The organism is Oceanisphaera arctica (genome assembly GCF_002936955.1).
In the GTDB taxonomy this organism is placed as follows: Bacteria; Pseudomonadota; Gammaproteobacteria; order Enterobacterales; family Aeromonadaceae; genus Oceanimonas; species Oceanimonas arctica.
This window is the reverse complement of the sequence record NZ_MPZM01000027.1, coordinates 25,960-38,238: the sequence shown is the minus strand read 5'-3', so window position 1 is coordinate 38,238 and position 12,279 is coordinate 25,960. Positions and strand designations below refer to the sequence as shown.

Below are 12,279 nucleotides of genomic sequence, written 5' to 3'. Positions count from 1 at the left end.
CCTTTTTGTTGTTATCAGCACCCGATGGCTGCTGATACAGATAACGCCGGCAATGCCGGCGTTATGATTCAGGCGCTTTCTTCTACCTGATCGATTTTACCCAGCAACACCCGCAGGCGCTCTTGCCAGGTATCGTGCTGCTGCTTCAGCTGCTGGTTTTCTTCGCCCAGCTGGCCATTTTGCTCTTTCAGTTCATCGACTTCCATTTGCAGCAGGGAAATGGTGTCCACTGCCGCCTGGATTTTGGATTCCAGTTTTTCCAATACATCAAAAGACATGCACTCACCCCTAAATGACGGTTATTCGGCCCGCAGGCCCCTCAGCGCTCGAGGATACCGCGGCCACTCCAAGACGACAAGCGGCCCCGCTATCTCGACACCCTTTACGGTTAATTAATGTTGGCCGCGTCAACAAAAGTCTCAGATATTCTGACTCATATCCAGTGACGGCTTGTCGGAGCCGGGGCGGCCGACCACGCGGGCAGGCACACCGGCTACTGTGGTGTGCGGCGGCACCGGCTCCAGTACCACACTGCCGGCGCCAATCTTGGCGCCCTTGCCCACTTCGATATTGCCCAGGATTTTGGCGCCGGCGCCGATCATAACGCCTTCCCGGATCTTCGGATGTCGATCGCCACCGGCCTTGCCGGTACCGCCCAGGGTCACGCTTTGCAGTATGGAAACATCGTCTTCGATCACTGCAGTTTCGCCCACTACTATGCCGGTAGCATGGTCGAACATGATGCCCTTGCCGATACGGGCCGCCGGATGTACATCCACCCCGAACACCACCGAAATCTGGTTTTGCAGATAGGTCGCCAGGGCGCGACGGTCATGCCGCCACAGCCAGTTGCCGATCCGATACCCCTGCAGGGCATGAAAGCCTTTCAGGTAGAGAAGCGGGGTGGAAAACAGCTCCACCGCCGGATCCCGCTCCTGTACCGCACAGATGTCCATCGCGGCCATATCCAGAATCGCCGGCTCGGCATCCGCCACCATTTCGATCACTTCCCGCAGGCTGATCGCCGGCATAACCGAACTTTCCAGCTTGTTGGCCAGAATAAAGCTCAGGGCACATTTGAGGGTGTCATGGTTAAGGATCGTCGAATAATAAAAGCTGCCGAGCATCGGCTCTTCTGCAATCATCCGCTGGGCTTCTTCGCGGATGCGCAACCAGGTGCTGGATTGAATGCCGTCTTCCATGGGTTAAACCTTGTCTTCTATGAATTTATGTTCGCTCATATCCTGAGAATGGGCCTCTCGGGGCAGGACCGAAATGGGGTCCATATGAATAATAACGTCGGTGTCGGGAAACAGCGTGTGCAGTTCCCGCTCTGCCTGATCGGCGATACGGTGGGCACGCACCAGGGGCAGCTTGTCGTCCAGCTCCAGGTGCAACTGAATAAATCGGGTCTGGCCCGACTGCCGGGTACGCAACTCATGGAGTCCGTATACCCCTTCCACCGCCAGACAGGTCTCAATAATGCGCTTTTGCTCCGTTTCCGGCAACCGCCGATCGAGTAGCATCTGTACCGCATCATAACCGATCTTCAGCGCGCCCTTGAGGATGTAAACCCCGATCAGCAGCGCAAAAACCGCATCGGCCCAGTGCCATCCCCACCACGCCAGGCCGATGGCCAGCAACACGCCGACGTTGAGCAGAATATCCGAACGATAGTGCAGCTGATCGGCACGAATCGCCACCGAGTCGGTCCGCTTGATCACATACCCCTGAAACAGCACCAGGCCGAAGGTCAGCAGCAGTGAAAACAGCATCACCCAGATACCCAGCGTCGCATGGGTCACTTCCTGGGCGTTAAACAGGCGGGAGATGCCCGTGATAATCAGGAAAATAGCCGAACCGCTGATAAAGGCGGACTGGGCCAGCCCGGCCAGAGATTCCGCCTTGCCGTGACCGAAACGATGATCCTTGTCCGCTGGCACCAGCGCATAACGGATGGCCATCAGGTTAATAAGCGAGGCGCTGATATCGAGCAGGGAGTCGGTCAGCGAGGCCAGCATGCTGGCCGAACCGGTGTAAAACCAGGCCAGCAACTTGGCAAGTATCATCAGGCCGGCCACCACGGTGGCGGCCACCGCCGCCGTGGTAACCAGACGAGAGTAGGAAGTGGGTTCTTTCATGCGTCAGCCGCCAAAGGAAGTTTGTTGCAGTATACCCTCGTCTGCCACCAGGGTGACACCGAGGTCGTATCATCGGGGTTATTTTGCCCCGGCAAAGTCGTGCTGGCGCCAGGCCTCGTAGCTGATGATGGCCACCGCATTGGACAGATTCAGGCTGCGGCTGTCCGGCTGCATAGGAATGCGAATACGCTGTTCCGGCGCCACCGATGCCAGTACCTCGTCCGGCAGCCCCCGGGTTTCTGGCCCGAACAGCAAGACATCGCCCGGCTGATAATCGGGTTCATGATGCGGCCGACTGCCCTTGGTGGTACAGGCAAACAGACGCTGCCCCGCCACCGCCTGCAAAAACGCCGGATAGTCCTTATGCACACTGATGCGGCCAAAGTCCGCATAATCCAGCCCGGCCCGGCGCAGTTTTTTTTCTTCCAAATCGAAACCGAGCGGCTCAATCAGGTGCAGGTGGCAGCCGTTGTTACGCGCCAGCCGCATGATGTTACCGGTATTGGGTGCTATTTCCGGCTCGTAAAGCGCAATATCAAACATCGTTGGTTTCTCTCATCACGTCGTCATGATCCATAAAACCCTGCCGACGGTCCAGTCGCCACCAGGCCCAGCCCAGGGTAAGCCCCCGGGCCAGCATAAAACACAGCATGGCCAGCCAGAGGCCATGATTCCCAAGCTCCTGCGCCAGCCACCACACCGGAAAAAACACGCCGGCGGTAGACAACAACATCATGTCGCGCATCTCTCGCCCCCGGGTGGTGCCGATAAAGATACCATCGAGAATAAAACACCAACAGGCCGCCAGCGGCATCAGCACCAACCAGGGCAGATACTGGAGAGCCTGATTACGCACGGCGGAAATATTGGTGATCAGACCAATCAGGAGGTCACCCGCCAGGGCAAAAACCAGGGTGAACAACACCGCCACCACGCCACCCCAGAACAGATTAAGGCCACAGGCCAGACGAAATCCGACCCGGTCTCGCGCTCCCACCGCCTTGCCCACCATGGCCTCAACCGCATAAGCGAAGCCGTCCAGCCCGAAGGAGATGAACATCAGAAAGTTCATCAGCACCGCATTGGCGGCCAGCACCTCGTCACCTAGTCGCGCGCCCTGAAAGGTCATGAAGGCGAAGCACAGCTGCAGACAAAGTGCGCGAATGAAAATATCCCGGTTCAACCCCAGCAGCCGCTTGAAGGCGGCCAGGTGTAGAGTCCGTTGCCAGAAATCCGCCGCCGGCATGACTCCCCGCGACTGCAGGGTACGCCATACCAGCCAGGCGCCCAGTGCCATGGCCAGATAGTCCGCCAGCACCGAGGCCGCCGCCGCTCCCTTGACCTGCCAGCCCAGTCCCAGCACAAACCAGATATCGAGCAGAATATTGGCCCCGTTACCCAGAATCAACAGCAGCATGGGCGCCCGTGCATTCTGGTTGCCCAGCAGCCAGCCCAGCAGCACCAGATTGGTCAGCGCTGCCGGCGCGCTCCAGATCCTGATCATGACATAATCACGACCGTAGAGCTGTACCTCGCTGCTGCCCCCGACCAGCCAGAATGCCAGATCCATCAACGGTTGCTGCACCAGCAGTATCATCAGCGCCAGCCCCCAGGCCAGCAGCAGGCCGCGCGCCAGCACCTGCAGCAAGCGTTCGCTGTCACCGGCGCCCACCGCCTGGGCCGCCAGGCCGGTGGTCGACATCCGCAGAAAACCGAGCAACCAGAAGATCAGGCTGATGATGGTGGCGCCCACCGCCACCCCGCCCAGGTAATAGGCATGCTCGAGATGGCCGATGACGATGGTGTCCACCAGGCCGAGCAACGGCACGGTAATATTGGACAACACCATGGGCAGGGCCAGCGCAAACACCTGACGGTGACGGGCCCCGTTAAGAAAGGATGACCACATAAAAACTCTTACATTGATGGTGAGGTGTGAAGGGGAAAGAGTGAGGCGAACGGGCACATGATCAGGCCAAGGTTCCGGTCAGCTCGGCGGTGTGTATCACCCCTCATGCTTTATTCGTTTAATCGCCCCAGTGGGCCACTATGCCGGAGAAATTTTTCACCAGCTCGGCACCGTTGACCAGTGGCATCGGGTTCTGTTCGTCGAAGCCGGGCCGGAAGGAGGCATGCAGCTGCCCCCTGGGATTCACCAGGGCGATGGAGGCGGAGTGATCGACCAGATATTCGGTTTCGTCCCGCTCGAAGATGCCGTAAATCAGTCCCAACTGCTGCACCGCCGGCGTCAGCCGTTCATGCTCGGCGGTGACCGCCACGAAGTCGGGGTTGAAATAGGCGGTATAGGCTTTCAGACGTTCGGGGGTATCGCGGGCCGGATCGGCCGAAACGAACACCACCTGTACCTTGTCGCTCAGCCGGGTCAACTCGGGGTAAATCCGTGCCAGATCCGACAGTGTGGTGGGGCAGATATCGGGGCAGTGAGTGTAGCCGACAAAGACCAGGCTCCAGCGCCCGAGCAGGTTCTGCTCGGTAAAGGGCTGGCCGGCTGCGTCCGTCAGGGTGAAAGGCGTCAGGGTGCGGGGCTCGGGGTAGACCACCACTGCCTCGGTCAGGTTATTCTTTCTGTCCGCATACCAGGCGGCCCCACTCAGGGTACCGGCGATGATCAGAACCATCGCCAGTATCCATATCCATCTGCTCGTATTAGCCATAATCTATCCAGTGATCCGCCAGTATAAGGACAAAAAGCCACATTAAATGACTGATTGAAAAGCGGAAACATTGTAATGCGGTTTGCGGCTCAGGTCTAAACTTCAACCGCCAGGCCCACTGAATAAAACGCAGATTCAGCAAGCTGGCCCCCACCAGATAGAGAATGCCGGACATGCCCACGACCCAGGGCAAGAGACAGACCAGGGTCAGCAACAGGGTGTAGAGCAGCACACAGGTCTTGCTGAACTCGATACCGTGGGTCACCGGCAGCATGGGGATTTCCGCCTTGGCGTAATCATCCCGCCGATGAATGGCCAGAGCCCAGAAGTGCGGCGGGGTCCAGGCGAAAATGATCATCACCAGCAGCAGCGCATGGCCGTGAAATTCGCCGGTCACCGCCGTCCAGCCCAGCAGCGGCGGCATGGCCCCGGCCAGACCGCCAATTACGATATTCTGCGGCGTGGCTCGCTTCAGCCATACCGTATACACCACCGCATAGCCCAGCAAGGATGCCAGGGTCAGCCAGGCGGTGAGCGCATTGACCCACAGCAGCAGTATGGCGAGGCCAGCACCAGACAGGGTAAAAGCAAAGGCCAGCGCCGGACCGCCCTGCACCCGCCCCTGAGCCACGGGCCTGTGATAGGTACGCGCCATCTTGATATCGATGCGCCGGTCCAGCACATGGTTGATGGCCGCCGCTCCACCGGCCATCAGACCAATACCGAGAGTGGCCGCCAGCACCCGCCACGGCGTCGGCAAGGTATCGGTCAAAAACATGCCCACCACGGCCGTCAGCAGGATCAGAGCCACCACCTTGGGTTTGGTGAGGGCAAAATAATCCCGCCAGTTTAGTGTCCAGCTTCTGGATAACAGCGCGCTTCTAGCCATACAGCCTCCATCGGGTATTTCCCGTCAGTTTTGATTCATTGCGGCGACAAAGCCATGAACACGCACGGGATTTGCTCTGGCTCGCCAGAGACGTTCACCGGTTCCCGTTAACACCAACAACAAAATGGCGGCACCGGCGTTGTGGGCCACCGCCACCGCCAGCGGCAGGTGCAGCACCACGTTGGCCCCCCCCAGCGCCAGCTGCATCACCACCCCCAGCGCCAGCACAGCCCCCCAAGTGCGCAGCACCGGCTGTTGCCATAATCGCCAGGCCAACATCAGCAACACACAAGCGGTGACCATGGCCCAGAGCCGGTGCGCCGCATGAATGGTGACTCGTTCATCCTGGCTGAGTACCCCGTACTGGTAGCTTGCTGCCGGTACCCCGTGAGGATGAAAGGCGCTCCACTGCCACTGGCTCGGCCAGTCACCCTGACATACCGGCAACTCGAGGCAGGCCATGGCCGCATAGTTGGCCGCAGTCCAGCCGCCCAGCGCAATCTGCAGCAGCAAGGCCCCCAGCGCCAGCAGAAACCAGCCGGCCAGGCCCCGCCCACGATAGGTCTCCCGGGGTGGCCTGGTTTTACAGAGCAAGAGAAACAACAACGCCAGAATGGTGAAGCCACCCAGCAGGTGTCCCATCACCACGAAAGGCAACAGGTTCAGGGTCACCGTCAGCATACCGAGGGTCGCCTGACCACACACCAGCGCCAGCAGCCCCCAGGCAAAGCCGCGATAGGCCCGCAGGGATGCACGCAGAGACCAGAGCGCCATCAGCAATATGGTGCAACCCAAGGTGCCCGCCGCATAGCGATGCACCATCTCGTTGCGGGCCTTGGCCACTTCCAATGGGTTATCGGGAAAACGCAGCGCCGCCGTGGCATGATCCTGTGCCGAGCCGGGCACATAGTTGAAGCCATAACAGCCGGGCCAGTCGGGGCAGCCCAGGCCCGCATCGGTCAGCCGGGTATAGGCACCCAGTACCACCACCACCAGGGTCAGCCCAAAGGCAAAGAGACAAAGTCGGCGCATGGCTTCCTCCTATCCGGCCCGGGAAAATTTGAGCAGGCGCCGCAAGTCACCGAGTAGCGCCTTGCCGGTCAGCCGGTCGCTAACCTCATCACCACTCAGGGGGTAGCGCATGATCAGCAGACCCGGAGGATCGGCAATATAAACAAAACCTGCTTCCAGCCCGTTACCGGCCGGCAGCCGTAGCACCGACACCCGGTTGCTGTCCCGCCCCAGGGCAAGGTCGATGTTATTCAGCAAGGGCTCTGCCATCGCACAGGACTCGCATTCCGGGGTGACCGGCAAGACCAGCCGCCACTGACTATCCTCGGCGATATGCCCCTGCACCCATTCACCGTGGCCGTTTACACCGGGAGTGAACCAGCCTTGGGACAGGGTCAGCCAGGCCAGGGCCACCGGCAGCAGAAAGACACCCAACAAGGCCAGTATCGTTTTATGGGTTTTACGGGTTTTATGCTTCATCTCGCCTCCGATACCACCATGCTGCAGCACCCCAGATTGCCAGCGTCATGACAAACCACTGCACCGCATATCCGATATGCCGCTCCGGCCCCATCACCACCGGCTGCCAGTCATCTTTTTCAGCACCAAGTTTCAGCACGAAGGGCAGCGCCTGCTGACCCCATATTTGCTCTATCCGGGTTTGTTCCAGTCCGGATACACGACGCAGTCGAGGCTCGAAGAGCTCCTCACCCAGAGACAGTGGGGGAACATAGGGACGAATGATGTTGCCGGACAGCTGCACCGGCTCTTCTTGCGGCGGTATCGGTGGCAGCTTGCGCCGATCCGGATCGGCCGGCCACCAGCCCGTATCCACCGCCAGCAGACCATATCGGGTTTGTAGCGGCCGAATCAGCCGATAGCCCGCCCGGCCTGACTCTATCTGGTTATCGAGAAAGAGATCGCCACCGGCCAGATAGACACCGCTCACCTCCAGCCGGTAGCCGAAGGGAATCTGCATGCTTAGGGCTTCATTCAACGCCAGGCTGATATCGCGACGTTGCTGCCATTCCTGCAGCAACAGCCGTTTCTCGTCGGCTCGGGACAGCTGCCATACCCCCATGGTGATCATCAGCAGAGTCATCACCCCGGTCAGCGCCAGCAGCCCCCCACTTTTTCCTATACTCAACATCCAGTCTCTCCAGGAAAACGCTCATGCTGCTCAAACTACTGATTGTATTGCTGCTATTTTGTATGATCGGCAACTTGTTGCTGGGCCTGAAGGCCATGCTCTCGCAGCGGGATCCGCTGCTGATGAGCCGCTACATAGGCCGCCGTCTGTTGTTCGCCGTGTTCATCGTGTTGCTGTTGATAGCGGCGCTGGCTACCGGCCTGCTGGTGCCCAACACCACTCCCGGATAAGGCTCTATTGAAGCCTCTATAGAATATAGACAAAAACGAACAGACAGAGCCAGACCACGTCCACAAAATGCCAGTACCAGCTGCTGGCCTGAAAGCCGAAATGCTGGGCCGGGGTGAAGTGTCCCTTGCGCACCCGCAACCACATGACAAACAGCATCAGGGTACCCAGGGTGACGTGGGCACCATGAAAGCCGGTAAGCAGGAAGAAGGTATTGCCGTAGATACCGGAGTCCAACCGCAGCCCCAACTCCTCATAGGCATGCACATATTCCCACACCTGCAATGTCAGGAAGGTCAGGCCCAGCAGTACGGTAAGGCCCAGCCACTGCTTGATACGAACGCGTCGTTCCTGCAGCAGGGCCAGATGGGCCAGATGCGCAGTCACAGACGACGTCAGCAGAATAACGGTGTTAATCAGCGGTAAACCAAACCAGCCCATGGCGGTGGTTTCGATGCCACCCGGCGTCTGCAACAGCGGCCAGCTGGCACTGAAGTCAGGCCACAAGACGGCGTTGGTCATGGCGTTGTTGCCGGCCCCGCCCAGCCAGGGTACGGACAGTATTCGGGCATAAAACAAGGCGCCGAAGAAAGCCCCGAAGAACATCACTTCGGAGAAGATGAACCAGCTCATTCCCTGACGAAAGGATCTGTCCATCTGGTCACTGTAGAGCCCGGCGTGCGACTCGTTAATCACGTTGCCGAACCAGCCGAACAGCATCACCGTCATCACCAGGGTGCCGGCGGCAAACACCACGGGACCCGTGATTCCGGCAATGCCCGCGGCCCAGAGGCCGGCGCCGGACGCCATCAAAAACAATCCCAGGGCGCCTACTATCGGCCAGGGACTCTGGGCCGGTACATAATATTGCTGAGTCTTGACCGCCATGCTTGCCTCCTTAAGCTCAGCTGCGTGTGGCAACCTGCTCGCTGATGTCGTACAGGGTGTAGGACAGGGTAAATACCTCTATGTCCGTCGGCAGAGCCTGATCCACATAAAAGCGCATCGGCATCACCGCCTCGTCCCCTGCCGCTATGGGTTGCTCCTGAAAACAGAAGCATTCTGTTTTGCGCAGGTAACCTGCCGCCAGCCCCGGTGATACCGAGGGAATGGCCCTCAGCACCTTGGCGTCGGCTCCGGGATTGTTGACGGTAAAGTCCACCTGATGCATCTCGCCCGGTCGCACCTGCAACCGCCGCACCGAGGGAGTGAAGTCTCCCCGCAACCCATTGCTCTGATAGGTGACGAACTCCACCGTCACCAGCCGCTGTTCGTCCACCACCCGGGATTCGGCCACCGCACTGGTAGCGGTTTTACCGTTCAGCCCGGTGATATCGCAGAAGACGTCATACAGCGGTACCAGCACAAAACCGAACCCGAACATGGCCACCGCCAGCAGGCCGAGCCTGACCGCTATCTTGTTACCGTGAGCCATTGCCTTCTATCTCCGGTGGCGTGCTGAAGGTGTGGTAAGGCGCCGGTGACGGCACAGTCCACTCCAGCCCGTGCGCCCCTTCCCAGGCGCTGGCCGGGGCTTTTTCTCCGCCGCGGATACATTTGATCAGCACCACCACAAAGATAAGCTGAGACAGCCCGAAGGCGAAACCGCCGATGCTGACCAGGGCGTTGATGTCGGCGAACTGCAGCGAGTAGTCGGGAATACGGCGGGGCATGCCGCCCAATCCCAGAAAATGCATGGGGAAAAACAGCACGTTGACCGAAATCACCGAGCACCAGAAGTGCCACTTGGCCAGCCGTTCGTTGAACATGTGACCGGTCCATTTTGGCAGCCAGTAGTACACCGCCGCCAGCACAGAGAAGATGGCACCGGTCACCAGCACATAGTGGAAATGGGCCACCACAAAATAGGTGTCGTGATACTGGAAGTCGGCCGGGGTGATGGCCAGCATCAGGCCGCTGAAGCCGCCAATGGTGAACAGCACGATAAAGGCCAGGGCAAACAGCATGGGCACTTCGAAGCTGAGCGAGCCTCGCCACATGGTCGCCACCCAGTTGAACACCTTGACCCCGGTCGGCACCGAAATCAGCATGGTGCAATACATGAAGAACAGCTCGGCCGCCACCGGCATGCCCACGGTAAACATGTGGTGCGCCCACACCAGAAAGCTCAGGCCCGCGATGGAGGCGGTGGCGTACACCATGGAGGCATAGCCGAACAAGGGCTTGCGGCAGAAGGTGGGAATGATGGCAGAGATAATGCCGAAACTCGGCAGTATCATGATGTAGACCTCTGGATGCCCGAAAAACCAGAATATATGCTGAAACATCACGGGATCACCGCCGCCGGCGGCCTCGAAGAAGCTGGTACCGAAGTACTTGTCGGTCAGCACCATGGTCACCGCCCCCGCCAGTACCGGCATGACCGCGATCAGCAGAAAAGCGGTGATCAGCCAGGTCCAGCAGAACAGCGGCAGCTTCATCCAGGTCATGCCCGGCGCCCGCAGGTTCCAGATGGTCACTATGACGTTGATGGCCCCCATGATGGAGCTGATACCCATGATATGAATGGCGAACACGAACAGGGCTGTGCTGTCCGGTGCATAGGTGGTAGACAAGGGCGCATAGAAGGTCCAGCCGAAGTTGGGGCCGCCCCCGGGCATGAACAGCGACGACAGCATCAGCACGAAGGCGAAGGGCAGTATCCAGAAGCTCCAGTTGTTCATTCGCGGCAACGCCATGTCCGGCGCGCCTATCATCATGGGGATCATCCAGTTGGCCAAGCCGACAAAGGACGGCATCACGGCGCCGAAGATCATCACCAGGCCGTGCATTGTGGTCATCTGGTTGAAGAAATTCGGCTCCACCAGCTGTAACCCCGGCTGAAACAGCTCGGCCCGGATCACCATGGCCATGCCGCCACCAATAAAGAACATGGTCAGGCTGAACAGCAGATACATGGTGCCGATGTCTTTATGGTTGGTGGTGAACAGCCAGCGGCTGAAACCTCTGGCCGGACCATGATGAGCCTCTTCATGGTTCATATGTTCATCGGCGGTGTCTGTTACGTTTAGCTGTGTCATCCCTGCCCCCTATTGTCCCTGCCTGGCCTGATTGATGTCGCCGGGCTGCACCATTTCACCAGTGTTGTTACCCCAGGCATTACGCTCATAGGTGATCACCGCGGCCAGCTCTTTCAGCGCCAGCTGCTTGTCGAAACTCTGCATGGCGGTGCCGGCCTTGCCGTACAGCACGATATCGATGTGGGCGGCCTTATCGTTGAGAATCAGCTCACTGCCCTTGAGTGCCGGAAAGGCGCCGGGTATCCCTTCACCACTGGCCTGGTGACAGGCCGCGCAGTGGCGCTGATAAACCTGCTCACCCAGCTGCATCAGCTCGTCCATGGTCATTTCCATCGCCACCAGCTCCTGCTCGGCCGCCTTTACCTCGGCCTGCCTGGCGCGAGCCTGGGCCAGCCAGCCATCGAACTCCTCGGGCGAACGGGCATCCACCACTATCGGCATGAAGCCATGGTCTTTGCCGCACAGCTCGGCGCACTGGCCACGATACAGGCCGGTCTGGTTGATGCGGGTCCAGGCCTCGTTGATAAAGCCGGGAATGGCGTCTTTTTTCACCGCGAACGCCGGCATCCACCAGGAGTGGATAACGTCATCGGATGTGATCAGAAAACGAATTTTGCGGTCGGTAGGCAGCACCAGCGGCTGGTCGACTTCGAGCAGATAGTTTTTCCCCTTGGCCACCCGACCTTCAATTTGCTGAGGCAAGGTGGCCAGCAGACTGTAGAACTCGACCCCCTCGTCGAAGTACCGGTAATGCCACTTCCACTGGGAGCCGGTGATCTGCACTGTGAGATCGGATTGAGAGGCGTCTTCCATTGCCACCAGGGTGCGAGTGGCAGGAACGGCCATCGCAATCAGAATGACGAAGGGGATCAGGGTCCAGAGGATCTCGACCTTGGTACTTTCATGAAATTGAGCCGCACGGGCTCCCTTGGATTTTCGGTGATGGATAATGGCCCAGAACATGACCCCGAACACCAGCACACCGATAACGGCGCAGATGATCAGTATGGTCATATGCAGGCCATACACCTTCTGGCTGATATCGGTGACCCCCTGGGTCATATTCAAACGGCCTTGCGCCCGCACAGGCAGCGTTGCCAGCAAGGACAACAGCAGAATAATCGGCTTCACACGCACCCCCGAA

The 12,279-nt window shown here is 59.2% G+C and carries 15 protein-coding genes; 1 reads left to right on the top strand and 14 read right to left on the bottom strand.

Translation table 11 applies throughout. The features are described 5' to 3' along the window. Nucleotides 1–68 precede the first annotated feature (68 nt). From UN63_RS11840 to UN63_RS11795, 10 genes are all read right to left on the bottom strand, one after another. Complete coding sequence (locus UN63_RS11840; protein WP_104486955.1) at nucleotides 69–278, bottom strand: cell division protein ZapB; 210 nt, start codon at nucleotides 276–278, stop codon at nucleotides 69–71. Between the two features lie 141 nt (nucleotides 279–419). Then, on the bottom strand, nucleotides 420–1,202 hold the full coding sequence (gene cysE, locus UN63_RS11835) for a serine O-acetyltransferase (protein WP_104486954.1): 783 nt from the start codon (nucleotides 1,200–1,202) through the stop codon (nucleotides 420–422). Nucleotides 1,203–1,205: 3 nt separating this feature from the next. Continuing rightward, entirely contained in the window at nucleotides 1,206–2,141 is a 936-nt protein-coding gene (gene fieF / locus UN63_RS11830; protein ID WP_104486953.1) for a cation efflux pump FieF, read from the bottom strand. A gap of 78 nt (nucleotides 2,142–2,219) precedes the next feature. Next, complete coding sequence (locus tag UN63_RS11825) at nucleotides 2,220–2,684, bottom strand: tRNA (cytidine(34)-2'-O)-methyltransferase (RefSeq protein WP_104486952.1); 465 nt, start codon at nucleotides 2,682–2,684, stop codon at nucleotides 2,220–2,222. Continuing rightward, nucleotides 2,677–4,050, bottom strand: coding sequence for an MATE family efflux transporter DinF (gene dinF / locus UN63_RS11820; RefSeq protein WP_104486951.1), 1,374 nt, complete (start codon nucleotides 4,048–4,050; stop codon nucleotides 2,677–2,679). Before dinF ends, UN63_RS11825 begins: the two co-directional genes overlap by 8 nt. Nucleotides 4,051–4,168: 118 nt before the next feature. Next, on the bottom strand, nucleotides 4,169–4,816 hold the full coding sequence (locus UN63_RS11815; RefSeq protein WP_104486950.1) for an SCO family protein: 648 nt from the start codon (nucleotides 4,814–4,816) through the stop codon (nucleotides 4,169–4,171). Further along, complete coding sequence (gene cyoE / locus UN63_RS11810) at nucleotides 4,809–5,705, bottom strand: heme o synthase (RefSeq protein ID WP_104486949.1); 897 nt, start codon at nucleotides 5,703–5,705, stop codon at nucleotides 4,809–4,811. Before cyoE ends, UN63_RS11815 begins: the two co-directional genes overlap by 8 nt. Nucleotides 5,706–5,729: 24 nt before the next feature. Beyond that, complete coding sequence (locus tag UN63_RS11805; RefSeq protein ID WP_104486948.1) at nucleotides 5,730–6,737, bottom strand: COX15/CtaA family protein; 1,008 nt, start codon at nucleotides 6,735–6,737, stop codon at nucleotides 5,730–5,732. Nucleotides 6,738–6,746: 9 nt separating this feature from the next. Beyond that, nucleotides 6,747–7,196: a hypothetical protein gene (locus UN63_RS11800; protein WP_104486947.1), complete on the bottom strand. Its 450-nt coding sequence runs from the start codon at nucleotides 7,194–7,196 to the stop codon at nucleotides 6,747–6,749. Then, the gene (locus UN63_RS11795; protein WP_229793480.1) at nucleotides 7,186–7,866 is read right to left on the bottom strand and encodes an SURF1 family protein; all 681 of its coding nucleotides are present in this window, start codon (nucleotides 7,864–7,866) and stop codon (nucleotides 7,186–7,188) included. Before UN63_RS11795 ends, UN63_RS11800 begins: the two co-directional genes overlap by 11 nt. 23 nt (nucleotides 7,867–7,889) lie before the next feature. Here UN63_RS11795 and UN63_RS11790 point away from each other — a divergent pair, with 23 nt between their 5' ends. Continuing rightward, nucleotides 7,890–8,096, top strand: a complete 207-nt coding sequence (locus UN63_RS11790) for a DUF2909 family protein (RefSeq protein WP_104486946.1) — start codon at nucleotides 7,890–7,892, stop codon at nucleotides 8,094–8,096. A 16-nt stretch (nucleotides 8,097–8,112) separates the two neighbouring features. Here the strand turns inward: UN63_RS11790 and UN63_RS11785 are convergent, their stop codons facing one another. The 4 genes from UN63_RS11785 to coxB are packed head-to-tail and all read right to left on the bottom strand — an operon-like array spanning nucleotide 8,113 to nucleotide 12,266. Then, nucleotides 8,113–8,982 carry a cytochrome c oxidase subunit 3 gene (locus tag UN63_RS11785; RefSeq protein WP_104486945.1) on the bottom strand — a complete coding sequence of 290 codons (870 nt, stop codon included), beginning with the start codon at nucleotides 8,980–8,982 and terminating at the stop codon, nucleotides 8,113–8,115. A gap of 16 nt (nucleotides 8,983–8,998) precedes the next feature. After that, on the bottom strand, nucleotides 8,999–9,529 hold the full coding sequence (locus tag UN63_RS11780; RefSeq protein ID WP_104486944.1) for a cytochrome c oxidase assembly protein: 531 nt from the start codon (nucleotides 9,527–9,529) through the stop codon (nucleotides 8,999–9,001). Continuing rightward, nucleotides 9,516–11,135 carry a cytochrome c oxidase subunit I gene (ctaD, locus tag UN63_RS11775; RefSeq protein ID WP_104486943.1) on the bottom strand — a complete coding sequence of 540 codons (1,620 nt, stop codon included), beginning with the start codon at nucleotides 11,133–11,135 and terminating at the stop codon, nucleotides 9,516–9,518. The genes UN63_RS11780 and ctaD overlap by 14 nt, the downstream gene beginning before the upstream one ends. A gap of 9 nt (nucleotides 11,136–11,144) precedes the next feature. Then, on the bottom strand, nucleotides 11,145–12,266 hold the full coding sequence (gene coxB, locus UN63_RS11770) for a cytochrome c oxidase subunit II (RefSeq protein WP_308428089.1): 1,122 nt from the start codon (nucleotides 12,264–12,266) through the stop codon (nucleotides 11,145–11,147). Nucleotides 12,267–12,279: the final 13 nt, after the last annotated feature.